We start from the raw sequence: 16560 nt of genomic DNA on the forward strand, positions 1-16560 counted from the left end.
TGCACCAATGGGACATTTTGACGGCGAGTGTGGGAAAGGGGCCACGATGGTGGGCAAAGGACGCAAAGCCTCTTATCCTTGGGCCGCTGACCGCACAACGGATGAAAGCATATGGCGAAAACATCGAACACCACCAGGCCGGCCGGCCGGCGCAGGACGCCGCGCAGAGCCGCCGCGGCGAAGCCTGTCGCGCGCGGCCGCGCCGCCAGCACCGCACACGCGCAGGCACGGCCGGTCTATCTGGTGGACGGCGCGCGCACGCCCTTCCTGCGGGCGCGGGGGCAGCCAGGTCCCTTCACGCCGGTGGACCTTGCGGTGCAGTGCGGCCGGCCGCTCCTGGCGCGGCAGCCTTTTTCGCCGCAGGCCTTCGATCTGGTGATCCTCGGGTGCGTCAACGTCATCGCAGACGAGATGAACCCCGCCAGGGTGGCGGCCCTGCGGCTCGGCATGGGCGAGGCCATGCCGGCCTTCAGCGTGCAGATCAATTGCGGCTCGGGAATGCTGTCGATCGACAATGGCTTCCGCCTGATCGAAGCCGGCAAGGCGGATCTCGTGCTCGCCGGCGGCGCGGAGGCGCTGTCGCATGCGCCGCTGGTGCTTTCCAACGAGGCTGCGGGCTGGTTCGGCCGCTTTGCCACGGCCAGGACGGTTTGGCAGCGGCTGGCTGCCCTCGGCGGTTTCCGCCCGCGCATGGCGAAACCCGTTATCGGCCTCGAGCGCGGGCTTACCGATCCGCTCACCGATCTCAGCATGGGGCAGACGGCGGAGGTGATCGGCCATGCCTTCGGCATTTCGCGGCAGGATGCCGACGCCCATGCGCTGGAAAGCCACCGCCGGCTGGCGCGTGCACAGGAAGAAGGGTTTCTCGACGGCGAGGTGGTTCCCGCGGTGGCGCGCGACGGCGCGCTATACGAGCGGGATGACGGCGTGCGGCCCGACACGTCCCTGGAAAAGCTTGCCAAGCTGAAGCCGGTCTTCGAGAAGCCCTATGGCAGGGTGACGCCGGGCAATGCCTCGCAGATCACCGATGGAGCAAGCTGGGTGGTTCTCGCCTCAGAGGAGGCGGTCAGGCAGCACGGGCTCCAGCCGCTTGCCCGCATCGTCGATAGCGAATGGTCTGCTCTCGACCCCTCGATCATGGGGCTGGGGCCGACATTGTGCTGCACGGCCCTTATGCAAAGGCGCGGGCTCGCCCGCGAAGACATCGACCTGTGGGAGATCAACGAGGCGTTTGCCGCGCAGGTGCTGGCCTGCCTGGCAGCCTGGCAGGACGAGGCATATTGCCGGGAGGTGCTGGCTCTCGAAGCGCCCTTCGGCGCCATCGACCGGCAACGCCTGAACGTCGACGGCGGGGCGATCAGCCTCGGCCATCCCGTTGGCACCAGCGGCAACCGCATCGTCCTGCATCTGGTCAATGCCATGCGTCGCCTGGGACTCAGGCGCGGCATCGCCACGGAGTGCATTGGCGGCGGGCAGGGCGGCGCCATGCTTTTGGAGGTCTTGTGATGGTCGCGCCGGGAACCGCGAAGAAGCTGCTTGAGGCCCGTGGCATGGTACTGGGGCCGCAGGAGGGTGGCAGGAAATTCACCCACTGGCGCTACAGCAGGGACGAGAGCGGCGTCGTCTGGCTGCTGCTCGACCGGGAAGGAGAGAGCACCAATACGCTGTCGGAGGCCGTGCTGACCGAGCTGGACGCGGTGCTGGATGACGTGCACGGTCTGCAGGCACGCGGGCTGGTAATCCGCTCCGCCAAAGCGGGCGGCTTCATCGCCGGCGCCGATATCCGCGATTTCCGCGGCGTCGACGAGGCCGGCGAGGTGGAGGCGCGCATGCGGCGGGCACACGACATCGTCGACAAGCTCTCGGCGCTGCCCATCCCCACCATTGCCGTCGTCCATGGCCATTGCCTGGGGGGCGGGCTGGAGCTTGCCCTTGCCTGCCGCCATCGCATCGCATTGGAGGGGGCAAGCTTCGGCCTGCCCGAGGTTCTCCTCGGTCTTCATCCGGGGCTGGGCGGCACGTTCCGCCTTCCCGCGCTCATTGGCCCGCTGGAGGCGATGGGGATGATGCTGACGGGGCGCAGCGTGCATGCCAGGAAGGCCAGGAAGCTCGGTCTGGTCGATGCCGTGGTGGAGGAGCGGCATGTGGAAGCAGCCGTACGCGCCGCCGTCGAGGGCAAGATCAAGCGATCGCGCCCCCGCCTCGGGGTGGCGGTGTTCAACCTTGCGCCGGCGCGGCGCATGGCGGCAAAACGCATGCGTGCCCAAGCGCAGGAGAAGGCCCCTCAACAGCATTATCCGGCACCGCACCGCCTGATCGACCTTTGGGAGAAACACGGTGGGGATGCCCGCGCGATGCAGCGGGCAGAGATCCGCTCCTTCTCGACGCTTCTCTGCGGCGAGACGGCGCAGAACCTGATGCGCGTCTTCTTCCTGCGCGAAGGGCTGAAGCGGCTCGGCAGGGGCGAAAGCGGCATCGAGCGGGTGCATGTCATCGGCGCCGGCACGATGGGCGGTGACATCGCCGCCTGGTGTGCCGCGCGCGGTCTCAGTGTGAGCCTTACCGATCTCGATCCCAAGGCCGTCGCCCGCGCCGTCGGCCGCGCTTCGGCCTTTTTCGACAAGAGGCTGCACGGCAGCCTGGAGCGGCGCGACGCGCTCGACCGGCTGATGCCGGATTTCTCCGGCGATGGGGTGGGCAGCGCCGATCTCGTGATCGAGGCGGTGGCCGAGAAGGCGGAGGTCAAGCGCAAGGTCTTCGAGAGCGTGGCGCCCCGCATGAAGCCGGGGGCGATCCTTGCCACCAACACCTCCAGCATTCCGCTGGAGATCTTGCGGCAGGCCGTGCCATTTCCCGAGCGTTTCGTGGGTCTGCATTTCTTCAATCCCGTCACGCGTATGGAACTGGTGGAGATCGTGGCCCATGACGGGGCCAGCGACGAGACGCTGGAGCAGGCCCGCGCTTTCTGCGGCGCGATCGGCCGTCTTCCCGCGCCGGTGGTCAGCGCTCCGGGCTTCCTCGTCAACCGCGCTCTGACGCCCTATCTGGTGGAGGCTTTCACCCTGTTCGACGAGGGCGTGCCCAAGGAGGTGATCGACCGGGCGGCCCGCGCGTTCGGCATGCCCATGGGGCCGATCGAGCTTGCCGATCGCGTCGGCCTCGATATCTGCCTGGAAGTAGCGCTCATGCTCAGGGAGCGCCTGGGCAATACCATGCCTGAGGTGCCGGATTGGCTGGTGAAGAAGGTCGAAGCCGGGGAAACCGGCCGCAAGGCGGGCCGGGGGCTGTATATCTATGACGAGCGCGGCAAGCCCAGGAGCGAGGAAGTGAAGGTGGCCGAGGGCGGCGCGGCGGCGCGCAGCGAAGCCGAGATTGCCGACAGGCTGGTGCTTCCCATGCTCAACATGCTGGTGCGCTGCCTGCGCGAGGGCGTGGTGGCGGATGCCGAGATTGCCGATGCGGCCATGGTTTTCGCCACCGGCTTTGCGCCGTTCCGGGGCGGGCCGCTGCACTATGCGCGAACGCGCGGGGTGGACGCGATCGTTAATGATCTACGCGCGCTTCAGGAGCGCCATGGCGAGCGCTTTGCGCCGGATGCGGGATGGGAGGCGCTGAAGGGCTGAGCGCCTCACGCGGCGTGCTGCGTCTCTCCCCTTTCGAGCGCGGCCATGAAGCTTTCCAGCCAGTGCCTGGCATCATGCTTGCGGATGCGCTTCATGAGCGCGGCCTGCCGCTCCCGCCGTTCCTCCAGCGGCATGGTGAGCGCACGGCAGAGATTGCGCGCCATGTCATCGACATCGTAGGGGTTGACAATCAACGCCTCGCGCAACTCCTCAGCCGCGCCCGCGAACTTGGAAAGCACCAGCACACCCGGGTCTTCCATCGACTGGGCGGCGATGTATTCCTTGGCGACGAGGTTCATGCCGTCGCGTAGCGGGGTGACGAAGCCCACCTGGCTCGCGCGGAAGAGCGCGGCCAGCGCTTCACGCGGCACGGTGCCGTGGATGTAGCGCACCGGCGTCCAGTTGAAATCCGCAAAGCGGCCGTTGATGGCGCCAGACAGCGCCTCCAGCTCCTTGCGGATCTCCACATAGGCTTCCACCTCCTCGCGCGTGGGAGTGGCAATCTGCATCAGCGCCACCGTCTTGCGCATTTCGGGGTAGAGCTCGAGGAGGCGGGCAAAGGCGCGCAGCCGGTCGGGCAGGCCCTTGGTGTAGTCGAGCCGGTCGACACCGATGATCTGCTTGCGGCCGAGAATATCGCGCCGCTGGGTCTCGATGGCCACCTCCTCGTTGGGTTTCTCGGCCATCTCCACGAAGGCATCGACGTCGATGCCGATGGGGAAGCAGCCGGCGATCACCTCGCGCTTGCCGATCCTGATGCGGCCGTCCTGCTCCATCCGGCAGCCCAGGTGATCCTCCACATAGTGCTGCAAATTGCCCAGATCGGTGTTCGTCTGGAAGCCGATCACGTCGAATTCCAGCAGGCTTTCCACCAGCCATCGATGGCGCGGCACCGCGGCGATGATTTCCGGCGGCGGGAAGGGGATGTGCAGGAAAAAACCGATGCGCTGGTTGCAGCCGCGCTGGCGCAGCTCCGCCGCCAGCGGGATCAGATGATAATCATGCACCCAGATGATGTCGTCCGGCTGCAGGACGGAGGTCAGGGCGTCGGCGAACTTGGCATTGACGCGCCGATACCCATCCAGGAAAACGGATTTATATTCCACCAGATCGAGCCGGTAGTGAAACAGCGGCCACAGCACGCTGTTGGAAAAGCCCAGATAATACTCCGCGTAGTCCTGCTCGGTGAGCGGGATCGTTGCCTGGGTGACAGTGCCGATCTTGCGGATGCGCGGCTCGGGCTGGTCGTCGTACTTCAGTGTCTGGCCGTCCCAGCCCATCCAAACGCCGCCACGCTGGCGCAGGGAGTCGGCAAGACCGACGGCAAGGCCGCCGGCCTGGGCGGACCTGCTGAGGTCCGCAACACGGTTCGAGACGACGACGAGTCTTTTCACACGACGGTCTCCCACGGCGCCGAAAGCCGTCTGGCGCCATTGATGATGCCGACCATGGAGTAGGTCTGCGGGTAATTGCCCCACATCTCTCCGGTCACGGGATGGGTATCCTCCGACAGCATGCCAAGGGGGTTGCGCGCCTTCAAGAGGGACTCGAAGATTTCGCGCGCTTCCTCGCGCCGGCCGATGCGCGCCAGCGCGTCGAGGCGCCAGAAGGCGCAGATGTTGAACGAGACCTCGGGCTTTCCGAAATCGTCCGCCGCCTCGTAGCGCAGCATGTGGGGGCCGGTGGCCAGCACCTTTTCGAGCTGGTCGACGGTGCTGACGAAGCGCGGGTCGCGCGGGTCGATGAAACCCACCTCGGCCATCAGGAGCACGCTGGCGTCCAGCGTCTCGCCGCCGAAGCTTTCGACAAAGGCCTTGCGCTTTTCCGACCATGCCTCGGCTAGGATGCGTTCGCGGATTTCATCGGCCCTGTTTCTCCAGTAGGTCACGCGCGCCTTCTCTCCCAGTTGCGCCGCGATGTGGGCCAGCCGGTCGCAGGCGGCCCAGCACATCAGGGCGGAGGAAGTATGAACGCGCGAGCGGGAGCGCAGTTCCCACATGCCCGCATCCGGCGTGTTGTACACCTTGTAAGCCTGCTCGCCAGCCGTCTCCAGAAGGCGGAAATCGGTGATGGACGGCTTCATCTGGATGCGCCGGTCGAAAAAGATCTGCGCCGCGCCCAGAATGACATTGCCATAGGCATCGTGCTGGTAATGCTCATAGGCTTGGTTGCCGCGGCGCACCGGCCCCATGCCGCGATAGCCGGAGAAATTGTCGAGGATGCTCTCCGTGAGCTGCCGTTCCCGCCCGATGCCGAAAACCGGCTGCAGATGGCCGCCATTGGCGTCTGCCACCAGATCCATGAGATAACGGAAGTAGTTCTCCATGGTCTGCACGGTGCCAAGGCTGTTGAGCGCCCGCACGACAAAGAAGGCATCGCGCACCCAGCAGAAGCGGTAGTCCCAGTTGCGGCCGCTGTTGGGCGCTTCGGGGATCGAGGTCGTCATGGCGGCGATGATGGCGCCCGTCGGCTCGTAGGTGCACAGCTTCAACGTGATGGCGGCGCGGATCACGGCGTCCTGCCACTCGAAAGGCAGGGCGAGATTGCTGACCCAGTTGCGCCAGTAGCCGGCGGTGCGCTCCTGGAAGTCGCGCGCGATCTGCGAGACGCTGGCATCCAGCGTCTCGTCGGGGCCCACCACGATGTCGATGGGGGCCGACAGGTTGAAGCAGGTTTCGTCGAGCACATAGTCGATGGGGGCATCGGTGGTAAGCCGCAGGGTCATCTCCGGGCCCACATAGCGCACATGGTTGGAGCCGCGGGTCTTCTGCGGCGGCACCGTGCCATAGGCGAAGGAGGGGCGCATGCGGATCGAAATCCGCGGCGTGCCGGAGATCGGGCGGACGCGGCGCACCAGCGTCTGCGGGCGGAAGATGCGGTCGCGCCAGAAGAAGCGGGGCGCAAAGTCGATGATTTCGAGGGAGCCGCCGGCGCCGTGCAGCCGCGTGGTAAGCACCGCCGTGTTGGGATCATAGCTCTGTTCGGTTTCCGCCAGGTCCTCGAGCTCGATCGAGAAGAAGCCATCGCCCGGATCGTCTTCGCCGCGCAACAGCGAATTGAAGACTGGATCGCCGTCGAAGCGGGGCAGGCAACACCATACCACGCGCCCCTTGGGGTCAATGAGGGCGGAAAAGCTGCAATTGCCGACAACGCCGAGATTGAGTGTCGTCACGATGAAAGACCTTATGTTGTCAATTGGTGGGAGTCGAAACTGTCTGCGAGATCGTTCAGCCAGTTGCGGAATGCATCCGTACCTTCGATACGGAAGGCGGCATCCGTAGCGCCTTCGCCGATCTTGATCGTAATGCCGTGAGCGCGCGCGACCTCGCGGAAAGCATCCTCGTCGGTAACGTCGTCGCCGGCAAAGAGGGGCATACGGCCGCAAAAGGGAGGCTCGTCCATGAAGGCGGCCACAGCATCCGCCTTCGTCGCCTTGCCGCCCTTGATCTCGATCACCATCTTGCCGCGCAGGATGTGCAGCCCCTCGATGCCCTCCGTCGCGGCACGCACGGCGGCGGCGCATGCCTCGGCAAGCTCCGGGCGCTGGCGATAGTGAAGAGCGAGCGACCCCGGCTTGGTTTCGATTACCGTCCCCGGGTGCGCGTCGGCAAAGCGGCGCAGCTCTTTCTCCAGCGCGTCAAAGGCAGCCTCGTCGACCGCCGTGGACACGCGCCGTCCGCCCGCGCCGCGGCGCTCCAGCCCGTGCACCCCGGCGACCGGCAGGTTGAGCGGCGCCAGGAAGCGGTCGATGTCGGCAATGGGTCGGCCGGTCACGATGGCGAGCGCGCCGCCCGTGCTTCTCTCAAGGCGCGCCAAGGCCTCGCGCGTCGGCAAGGGAACCGACACCGCATCGGGATGTTCCGCGAAATCCGCCAGCGTGCCATCGAAATCCAGAAAGATCGCGGTATCCTCCGGTTTCAGGCTTGCCTGGTCGAGTGTTGTCAACGGTACTGGTTGTAAGGCCATAGTGTCACGAAAATGACATGGAATCACGAAGCCTTGGGCGTGGCCGCCGGCCATGCTAGGCGATGGCCGGGCGGTTGTGAAGGAGGCTGCGGCGAACTCCCTGCGGGGTCCGCCACAGCGCCGATTTGCGGGGGCACATAAGCCGGTTTCTTGTTTTCGGCAAGGGCCCGGGCAAATTGAGGAAAAGGAAAATGAGCATGAGATTGCATGTCGGTGGAAAGTGGGGGTTCTCCTTGGCGTTCGGTGCCATCGCCTTCTTCGGGCTAGCCGTTGCGGCGCAGGCGCAAGGGCGCCCGGACGTGCGCACCATGACCTGTGGGGAAGTGCGGGCGCTCGTCGATCAGAACCGCGCCATCGTTCTGACCACCGGGCGCTATACCTACGACCGCTACGTAAGCGACCAGCGCTATTGCCCCATCGGATTTGCCACCAAGCCGGCCTGGGTCGACACCAGCGACCAGCGCGACTGCCGCATCGGCTATACTTGCGTGCCCGACGAGTTCCTGCGCCGGCGGTGGCGCTGATGGGACTTTGTCTCGTTGCAGCGCGCGGTAAGGAAATGCCGCCCGCGCACGGAGGAATCGTGCCGCTACGGGTTGCCGCACCCCCGTCAGGCCCGCTATAGCCGCGGAACGCGCGGGCGGGAAGGAAAGGCAAGGGCCCATGAATTTGCTGGCACCGAAGAACGAGACGGCACGAGGGGACGACGCGGCGATCGTCGACGCGGCGATCACCTCGCGCCGGTCGGTGCGCGCCTTTCTTCCCGATCCGGTGGACGAACAGACGATCCGGGACATCCTGGCGGTCGCCTCGCGTGCCCCTTCAGGCACCAACATGCAGCCCTGGAAGGTCTATGTGGTGACGGGCGAGGCCAAGACGCGTCTGTCGCAGGCCATCCTCTCTTCGGGCATCCGCCCCGAAAAGGCGGAGTGGGACGAGTATAAGTATTATCCCGACAAGTTCTTCGAGCCTTATCTGTCGCGTCGGCGGGCTGTCGGTTTCGCTCTCTACAGCCTTCTGGGCATCGGCCGGCGCGAGGTGGAGAAGATGCGCGCCCAGCACGACCGCAATTTCGTCTTCTTCGATGCGCCGGTGGGCATGATCTTCACCATCGACCGTCGGCTCAACAAGGGATCGTGGATCGACCACGGCATGTTCCTGCAGTCGATCATGATCGCGGCGCGCGGGCGGGGCCTGCACACCTGCCCGCAGGCCGCCTTCGCGCCCTATCATCGCATCATCCGCCCCATCCTGGGCATTCCCGACGAGGAGATCGTGGTGTGCGGCATGGCGCTTGGCCACGAAGACCCGACCAAACCCGAGAACCGCCTGCGCAGCGAACGGGCGGCGCTCGAGGAATTCGTCTCTTTCGTGCGCTGAACCGCCGGCTTACGACAATGTAATCTGCCGGACAGGCCCTCGTAATGTTGGGCATGGCAAAAAGGTTGCGTTCCCCCGCCGCCCAGGCGGCGCAACCCCGGAGATACAGCATGTTCTACAGGATTTTCGTTTCCACAGTCGTGGTGTCGCTGACCACGGTCACCGCCGTCCTTGCCCAGGATGCCGAGGATGCGCCGGAAAGGCGCGGCCCGAGCGCGATGTTCGACCGGCTCGATGCCGATGGCGACGGCACCATCTCCGTCGAGGAGTTCGGCGGTGTGCGCCTCGGCATGCTGCGTGAGGCGGATGCGGATGGTGACGGCGCGCTGACCCGGGACGAGCTGCAGACCTATGTCATGAACCGCGCGTTCATGCGCCGTGCCGAGGCGGCGGCACGCCTGCTCGACATTGATGGCGATGGCACGGTGACGCTTGTCGAGATCGAAGACCATCGGGGCAAGCGCTTCGCTCTTCTCGACGGCAACAACGATGGCACGCTGAGCCGCGATGAGCTGCAGCGCGGCGCCATGATGCTCATGCGCGGCAGGGGCGGGGACGGCCCGCGCTTTGCGATGCGCGGCGAGGAGCATGGCCCGCGCCACAAGCTGATGCGCCGCATGCACGGCATGGAGCGCGACATGCCGGCAATGCCCATGGAAGAGTCGCCGGGCGAGGAATAGCCGGCGCCGTGCGAAAAGAGGATGATCGACGGGCCCGACGGTGGCGCGGGGTCCGTCTTCCTCACCGGACGACCTCGTAGCCCGCCTCCTCGGACGCCGCGCACAGGCTCTCCCAGAAAGCGCGGGCCAGGGAGCGGAAGACGAAGAGATCGAAACGGTCGGGCCCGGTGCGCTGGATCTGGGCGAGAACGTCATGGTGGGCGGTGGCACGGCCTTCCGCCACCGGAAAGGCCGCGGCCGCGAAGTCGATCGCAAACAGCTTGGACAGCACCCACTCCGCGCGAGGGCCCGCCACCCGCAGCGCGATGCGGCCATGCGAAAGGTCGGTCAGGGTGCCTGTTTCGAGCGGCACCGCCTCGGTGAGCCGCGCCGTCAGATCGTCCCCGCCCGTCACCAGAAAACGGTGGGGACCGATGGAGAATGCGGTCGCCTGCTCGCCCACCGCTCCGGCATTGGGCAGGGCGGAGAGCGCAAGGCCGGTCGCGCCGGCCACGGCCCTTGCAAGCGCCTCCTTCTGGCCGGGCCAGGCGGCCGCTTCCACGATGGCGGGCGGTGTGACCTCGGCAAGTTGCACGCCCGGCCCGGCGGTCAAATTGCCATGGCGTCCGGGCCTGAAGGCCGCTCCGAGGGGAGAGATGCGCTCAACCATGCATTCGCCTTCCTTCCGGGTCATAGAAGTGATGGCTGACGATCTCCACCGGGCCGAACCGCTTGCGCAGCGGATCGGAGACGAAGGCGCGCGTGCCGTGGCGGGATTTGCCGCCCTTCACCAGCGCCAGGCCGATGTGCCTTTCCAGTGCGGGCGAGTAGCAGGCGGCGGTGATGTGGCCGATGCTTGCGCCCAGCTCGTCGAGGCTGCCCTTTTCCACGACATGCGCGCCGCCGCCCAGCGGCTGGCCGTCGAGCGAAACGATGCCGACCAGCCGCAGGCGGTTCTTGTCGATCAGGCTTTCGCGGTCCATGAGGGCCGAGCCGATGAACGGTTTCTTCTTCGACAGCATGCCGTCAAGGTAGAGGTCGCGCGCCGTGGTGCGCCCGTCGATCTCAGCGCCCGTCACATGCCCCTTCTCGATGCGCAGGGCGCCAAGCGCCTCCATGCCGTAGGGCGTGATGGCAAAGGGCTCTCCCGCGTCCATCAGCGCCTCCCAGACATGGGCACCATGGCCGGCGCCACAATAGACCTCATAGGCAAGCTCGCCGGAAAAGGAGAGGCGGCAGATCATCACCGGCGCGCCGGCGATCCTGCCATGCACGATGCCCATGAAGGGCAGGGCGACGTTGTCCACGCCTGTTCCGGTCACACAGGCTTCCAGAACGCGCCGCGCGTCGGGGCCTGCCACCGCCGCGCCCGCCCACTGGTCGGTTACGGAGGTGACGTGCACCTTGAGGTGCGGCCACACCGCATCCAGAAAGTATTCCAGATGCTGCATCACCTTGCCGGCATTGGCCGTGGTGGTGGTCATGAGGAAGTCATGCGCGCCGAGGCGCCATGTCGTGCCGTCGTCGAGCACGATGCCGTCCTCGCGCAGCATGAGGCCGTAGCGGGCCTTGCCGATCGGCAGGGTGGAAAAGGTGTTGGTGTACACACGGTCGAGAAACTCGGCCGCGTCGGGTCCCTTCACCGCGATCTTGCCGAGGGTCGAGACGTCGCAGATACCCACAGAGCGGCGCACGGCAGCCGCCTCGCGGATATAGGCCTGCTCTACCGTCTCGCCCGGCTGGCCATAGATCATGGGCCGGTGCCAGAGACCGGCTTCCATCATGCGCGCGCCGTGCCCGACATGCCAATCATGCATCGGGGTGAGCCGGTCGGGCTTGAAATGGCGGTGCCTGTCCGCGGCCAGCGCGCCGATCGACACGGGCGAGAAGGGCGGGCGGAAACGGGTGGTGCCGACCTCGGGAATGGGCAGCCCGCGCGCATCCGCCATGATGGCAAGGCCCGGCAGGTTCGATGTCTTGCCCTGGTCGGTTGCCATGCCCAGGGTGGTGTAGCGCTTCAGGTGCTCCACCGAGATGAAGCCTTCGCGATGGGCAAGGCGCACATCTTCCGCCGTCACGTCATTCTGGAGATCGACGAACGCCTTGCCCGCGGCCTTGATCTCGAGGACGGGCGCGGGCGCGGGGTCGAGCGCTGGAGCGGTGACGGCGGGCAGCCTTGCGCGTGACGGTTTCTTTCCCGCTGCCGCAAGGCCGGCATCGCGGCCGGTGGACAGCGCTTCCACCGTCGTCTTGGCGCCGGCGAAGGCGCCCGCGCCCACCCATGGCTGCATGGGGGAAGGGGGCAGGAAGGCGTGGAGCGCCTCGTCCCACACGGGCTTGCCACCAGCCTGGCTTGCCAGATGGATGGTGGGCGACCAGCCGCCCGAGACCGCCAGGCAATCCACATCCACGGGGCGGCCATCACCCGACACCCGCCCCGTGGCAGCATCGAAGCGCTGGATCGTGATCCTCGTCAGCCGCTTGCCCGCCGTGCCGGTCACGGCATGGCCCAGGAGAGGCTCGACGCCCGCTTCCTGCGCGAGCGCCCGCGCGGCGTCCGAAATTTCCGGCCGCACGTCGACGATGGCCACCACCCCGGCGCCGGCCTTTCTGAGCGCGGCGGCGGCGCGATAGGCGCCGTCATTGTTGGTGAAGACGGCGATCCTCTCGCCCGGCAGAACGCCATACTGACGTGCATAGCGTTCGGCCGCGCCTGCCAGCATCACGCCCGGCCGATCATTGCCGGGAAAGACGACGGGGCGCTCCAGGCTGCCCGTGGCGAGCACCACCTTCCCGGCGCGGATGTTCCACAGGCGCAGGCGCGGCAAGCCCTTCGCAGTGCCGGAGGGGCGATCCGCCACACGCTCAAGGGCGGCCAGCGTGTTGCCGTCATAATAGCCCCATACCGTCGTACGCGGCAGGAAACGAACGTTCTCCGTGGCGGCGAGCTTCTCCGCCATGGCCTGCGCCCATTGGTGGGCCGGTCTTGTCCCGATCATCTCGCCGGACCACAGCGCGCTGCCGCCGGCTTTCGGTTCCTGCTCGGCCAGGATGACGCGCCTGCCGGCCTTTGCCGCTGCCTCGGCCGCCATCAGCCCGGCGGGCCCCGCCCCCACCACCAGAACGTCGCAAAAGGCGTTCATCTCCTCGTAGCGGGCGGGATCCTTCTCGTAGCCGGCCCGCCCGAGACCCGCCGCGCGGCGGATGGCGTGCTCGCAGATCATCCAGAAGCGGGTGCCCTTCAGCGGGCCGAAAACGGGGCCCATGAAGGTCTTGTAGTAAAAGCCGGCGGAGAGCAGCGGTCCCGCAAGCTGGCCGAGCGCACCGAGATCGTATTCGAGCGAGGGAAAGCGGTTCTGGCTTTCCACCTCCAGCCCCTCGTAGAGCTCGATCTGGGTGGCGGGGATGTTGGGCTCGCGTCCATCGCCGCTCAAGACGGTCACGAGCGCGTTCGGCTCGTCCACACCGGCGGTGAAAATGCCGCGCGGACGGTGATACTTGAAGGATCGGCCGACAAGCGTGATGCCGTTCGCAAGAAGCGCGGAAGCCAAGGTGTCGCCGGGGTGACCGCTGTAGGTACGGCCGTCGAAGGTGAAACGCAGGGCCTGGCTGCGGTCGACGAGGCCAGTGCTGGCGGCGCGGCGTGGGCTCATGGTCTTGTGCCGCCCTGGTTCGACAGGTCGCTTGCGAATGCCGCGCCCAGCACCTCATGGCTCAGCGTGTCGCGCTCGACCACAATGTGGGCCCGGCAGCCGCCGATGTGCTGCCAGTATTCGCGATGCGGGCCGGCCGGGTTCGGCCGGTCGTAGACATAGGCATGCCAGGCATGCACATCCGTGGAGGCAGGGTCGGGCCGTTTTCGCGTGGCGTCGCCCTGATAGGAGAATTCCTGGACGTCGCGCGGGCCGCAGTGGGGACAGGGGATCAGCATTCTTCGCCTCAGTGCAGCTTGGGCGTGGGGCCCTGGCCCTTCTCGTCGATCACGGCGCCGCGCTCGAAACGCGACAGGGTGAAGGGGGCGTTGATGGGATGCGGCTCGTCCTTGGCGATGGTCCAGGCAAAGGAGAAGCCGGAGGCGGGCGTGGCCTTGAAGCCGCCATAGCACCAGCCGCAATTCAGATACATGCCGGGAAGCGGCCCCCTGGTGATGATGGGCGAGCCATCCATGGACATGTCCATGACACCGCCCCAGGAGCGCAACAGGCGCAACCGCGCGGTTGCGGGGAACATCGCCACCATCTCGCTCATCACCTCCTTCACGAGAGGCAGGTTGCCACGCTGGGCATAGGAGTTGTAGCCGTCGAGATCGCCACCGAAGACCAGCCCGCCCTTGTCGGACTGGGACATGTAAAGGTGGCCGCCGCCGAAGGTGACGACGCAATCGACATAGGGCTTCACGGCCTCCGTGACGAAAGCCTGCAGGACGTGGCTTTCGATGGGGAAGCGCTCGATGCCGGCCATCCGCATCAACCGGCTGGTGCTGCCGGCCACGGCAAGGGCGACCTTCCCGGCGCGAATGTCGCCGCGCGTCGTGGCCACGCCCGTGATCCTGTCGCCCTCGCGCAGGAAGCCCGTCACCTCGCAGTTTTCCACGATGTCGACGCCCAGCCGGTCGGCGGCGCGCGCATAGCCCCAGGCCACGGCATCGTGGCGGGCCGTGCCGGCGCGCGGCTGCAGAAGGCCGCCCACAACGGGAAAGCGTGCCCGCGGCGAAAAGTCGATACCCGGCACCCTGCGGGCGATTTCATGGCGCGTCAGCCACACCGCGTCGCCGCCGCCATGGCGCATGGCGTTGCCCCGGCGGATATATTCGTCGGCCTGGGCGGGTGAATGGGCGAGATTGAGGATGCCGCGCTGGGAGAACATCACATTGTAGTTCAGCGCGTGGGACAGGTTTTCCCACAGCTTTACCGAGAAATCGTAGAAGCGGATGGATTCGGGCAGCAGATAGTTGGAGCGCACGATGGTGGTGTTGCGGCCGATATTGCCCGAACCCAGCCAGCCCTTTTCCAGCACCGCCACGCGGGCAATTCCATGCTCGCGTGCCAGATAATAGGCTGTTGCCAGCCCGTGCCCGCCGCCGCCGACGATGACGACATCATAGGCGGGTTTCGGCTCGGCCTTGCGCCAGGCCGGCCGCCAGTCCCGATTGCCGCTCAGGGCATTTTTCAGAAGCGAAAGCGCAGAATACTCCGCCATCTCGGCCGTCATCCGTTCCCCATGCGTGCCAAGAAGCTATAGAGCAGCGGCAGATGGCAAGGCAAATAAAGCGCCATGGGTTTTCACATGGGCGACCTGCTGCCGGCTTTGCAGTGCCGTCGATGCGGGCTTTCTGGCGCGCATTTTATCCTTTTTCTTGGGCCGGCATTTACCCTGGCGCGCGAAAGTCGGCCGGATTCCAGGCAAGAAGGGCGACGTTTAGGAGTTCGGAAGCGCTTTCCCGCTAAAGGCGAACTTTCAAAGGGGCCTCGCCCCGGTGGGGAAATGGGAGCTTCGCCTTGGATGCGCGTTCCGAACGAAACGCCGTTCCGCTGGCCGTCGATCTCGACGGCACGCTGATCGCCACGGATCTTCTGTGGGAAAGCCTGTTCCTGCTCCTGCGCAGGAACCCGCTCTGCCTCTTCCTGCTTCCCCTCTGGCTGTGGCATGGCAAGGCGCGTCTCAAATGCGAGATCGCCGCGCGCATCGAACTCGACGTGGCGACGCTTCCCTATCGCGCCGCACTGCTGGAGCGGCTGCGCCGGGACAGGGCGGCCGGCCGGCGCCTTGTGCTTGCTACCGCCGCGCCGCGCCGGCTGGCCGAGAAGGTGGCGGAGCATCTGGGCCTCTTCGACCTCGTGGTCTGCACCGACCCCCACCGCAACATGGCGGCCTGCGCCAAGCGGCAGGCGTTGACGGAGCTGTTCGGTGACGGCGGCTTCGACTATGCGGGCAACGGGCGGGCCGATCTTCCACTGTTCGATGCGGCGCGCCGTGCCATCGTGGTGGCACCCGACAGGTGGGCGGCGCGCTGGCAGGCCGCGCATGGCGCAGAGCTGATCGAGGCCCGCAGGGTGACGATGCGCACCCTGGCACGCATGTTGCGCGTGCACCAGTGGTTGAAGAACATGCTCATCTTCGTGCCGGCGGTTCTGGCGCACCAGTACCTCAACCCCGGCGTGCTGCGCGACAGCCTGCTTGCCTTCATCGCCTTCAGCGCTGCCGCCTCGGCCATCTACATCCTCAACGACCTGTTCGACCTGCCCCTCGACCGGCGACACGCCACCAAGCGCCACCGGCCGTTCGCCAGCGGCCTGGTTCCGATCCCCGCCGGCCTTCTCGCCATGGCGGTGCTTCTGGCAATCGGCGCGGCGGCGGCGTTCTTCCTGCCGCTCGTCTTCACCGGCGTGCTGGCGCTCTATCTTGTCGTCACCACGGCCTATTCGATGGCCGTCAAGCGCATGCTGCTGCTGGACGTGCTGACGCTTGCCGGCCTTTATACGCTGCGCATCCTTGCCGGCTGTGCGGCGACCGGGATCGAGGTCTCGTTCTGGCTGCTTGCCTTCTCGATCTTCTTCTTCCTGTCGCTGGCGCTCGTGAAACGCTATGTGGAACTGCGATCGACCGAATTGCCGGCGGGCGAGCGCATCGCGGGCCGTGGCTATCGCGCGGAAGATCAGGAGATCATCGCCCAGGCGGGCATGGCCTCGGCCTTTTCCTCCGCGCTCGTGCTGGCGCTCTATATCCAGAGCGGCGCCTCGGTGGGGCTTTACGAACGGCCCTGGCTCATCTGGCCGCTCGGCCCCATCGTGCTCTACATCGCCATGCGCATCTGGATCTTGGCGCGCCGCGACGAGATGCACGACGACCCAATCGTCTTCATCATCCGCGACTGGCGCAGCCAGCTTTTCGCCGGCTTCGGCGCGGTCCTCCTGCTTGCGGCGGGACTCTAG

13 protein-coding genes are annotated in these 16560 nt (G+C 66.5%); 6 read left to right on the forward strand and 7 right to left on the reverse strand.

Features of this window, described 5'->3' with window-relative positions:
- The first annotated feature begins 111 nt into the window (after positions 1 to 111).
- Together NYR58_RS01140 and NYR58_RS01145 are read left to right on the forward strand one after the other, a co-directional pair.
- Positions 112 to 1506, forward strand: coding sequence for an acetyl-CoA C-acetyltransferase (locus NYR58_RS01140; protein ID WP_261518552.1), 1395 nt, complete (start codon positions 112 to 114; stop codon positions 1504 to 1506).
- Complete coding sequence (locus NYR58_RS01145) at positions 1506 to 3623, forward strand: 3-hydroxyacyl-CoA dehydrogenase NAD-binding domain-containing protein (RefSeq protein WP_261518553.1); 2118 nt, start codon at positions 1506 to 1508, stop codon at positions 3621 to 3623. Before NYR58_RS01140 ends, NYR58_RS01145 begins: the two co-directional genes overlap by 1 nt.
- A 5-nt stretch (positions 3624 to 3628) precedes the next feature.
- Here the strand turns inward: NYR58_RS01145 and otsA are convergent, their stop codons facing one another.
- From otsA to otsB, 3 genes are read right to left on the reverse strand one after another with little or no spacing between them, the layout of a single operon-like run.
- Positions 3629 to 5017, reverse strand: a complete 1389-nt coding sequence (gene otsA, locus NYR58_RS01150; RefSeq protein WP_261518554.1) for an alpha,alpha-trehalose-phosphate synthase (UDP-forming) — start codon at positions 5015 to 5017, stop codon at positions 3629 to 3631.
- Positions 5014 to 6795, reverse strand: coding sequence for a glycoside hydrolase family 15 protein (locus tag NYR58_RS01155; protein ID WP_261518555.1), 1782 nt, complete (start codon positions 6793 to 6795; stop codon positions 5014 to 5016). Before NYR58_RS01155 ends, otsA begins: the two co-directional genes overlap by 4 nt.
- An 11-nt stretch (positions 6796 to 6806) precedes the next feature.
- The gene (otsB, locus tag NYR58_RS01160) at positions 6807 to 7643 is read right to left on the reverse strand and encodes a trehalose-phosphatase (RefSeq protein ID WP_261518557.1); all 837 of its coding nucleotides are present in this window, start codon (positions 7641 to 7643) and stop codon (positions 6807 to 6809) included.
- A 137-nt stretch (positions 7644 to 7780) separates the two neighbouring features.
- On the opposite strand from otsB, the gene NYR58_RS01165 reads away from it, so the two are divergent.
- The 3 genes from NYR58_RS01165 to NYR58_RS01175 all read left to right on the forward strand — a co-directional run bounded on the left by NYR58_RS01165 (position 7781) and on the right by NYR58_RS01175 (position 9649).
- A complete protein-coding gene (locus tag NYR58_RS01165) occupies positions 7781 to 8113 on the forward strand; it encodes a hypothetical protein (protein ID WP_261518558.1) in 333 nt (110 codons plus the stop codon).
- Between the two features lie 139 nt (positions 8114 to 8252).
- Complete coding sequence (locus NYR58_RS01170) at positions 8253 to 8969, forward strand: nitroreductase (RefSeq protein ID WP_261518559.1); 717 nt, start codon at positions 8253 to 8255, stop codon at positions 8967 to 8969.
- Between the two features lie 110 nt (positions 8970 to 9079).
- Complete coding sequence (locus NYR58_RS01175) at positions 9080 to 9649, forward strand: EF-hand domain-containing protein (RefSeq protein ID WP_261518560.1); 570 nt, start codon at positions 9080 to 9082, stop codon at positions 9647 to 9649.
- A gap of 61 nt (positions 9650 to 9710) precedes the next feature.
- Here the strand turns inward: NYR58_RS01175 and NYR58_RS01180 are convergent, their stop codons facing one another.
- From NYR58_RS01180 to NYR58_RS01195, 4 genes are read right to left on the reverse strand one after another with little or no spacing between them, the layout of a single operon-like run.
- On the reverse strand, positions 9711 to 10298 hold the full coding sequence (locus NYR58_RS01180) for a sarcosine oxidase subunit gamma family protein (protein ID WP_261518561.1): 588 nt from the start codon (positions 10296 to 10298) through the stop codon (positions 9711 to 9713).
- Positions 10291 to 13281 carry a sarcosine oxidase subunit alpha family protein gene (locus NYR58_RS01185; protein WP_261518562.1) on the reverse strand — a complete coding sequence of 997 codons (2991 nt, stop codon included), beginning with the start codon at positions 13279 to 13281 and terminating at the stop codon, positions 10291 to 10293. The genes NYR58_RS01180 and NYR58_RS01185 overlap by 8 nt, the downstream gene beginning before the upstream one ends.
- The gene (locus tag NYR58_RS01190; RefSeq protein WP_261518563.1) at positions 13278 to 13559 is read right to left on the reverse strand and encodes a sarcosine oxidase subunit delta; all 282 of its coding nucleotides are present in this window, start codon (positions 13557 to 13559) and stop codon (positions 13278 to 13280) included. Before NYR58_RS01190 ends, NYR58_RS01185 begins: the two co-directional genes overlap by 4 nt.
- 8 nt (positions 13560 to 13567) lie before the next feature.
- The gene (locus NYR58_RS01195) at positions 13568 to 14827 is read right to left on the reverse strand and encodes a sarcosine oxidase subunit beta family protein (RefSeq protein ID WP_261518564.1); all 1260 of its coding nucleotides are present in this window, start codon (positions 14825 to 14827) and stop codon (positions 13568 to 13570) included.
- Between the two features lie 299 nt (positions 14828 to 15126).
- Between NYR58_RS01195 and NYR58_RS01200 the strand changes: the two genes are divergently transcribed.
- Positions 15127 to 16560: a UbiA family prenyltransferase gene (locus tag NYR58_RS01200; protein ID WP_261518565.1), complete on the forward strand. Its 1434-nt coding sequence runs from the start codon at positions 15127 to 15129 to the stop codon at positions 16558 to 16560.

Origin of the sequence: Chelativorans intermedius (assembly GCF_025398255.1) — a bacterium.
Taxonomy (GTDB): Bacteria; Pseudomonadota; Alphaproteobacteria; order Rhizobiales; family Rhizobiaceae; genus Chelativorans; species Chelativorans intermedius.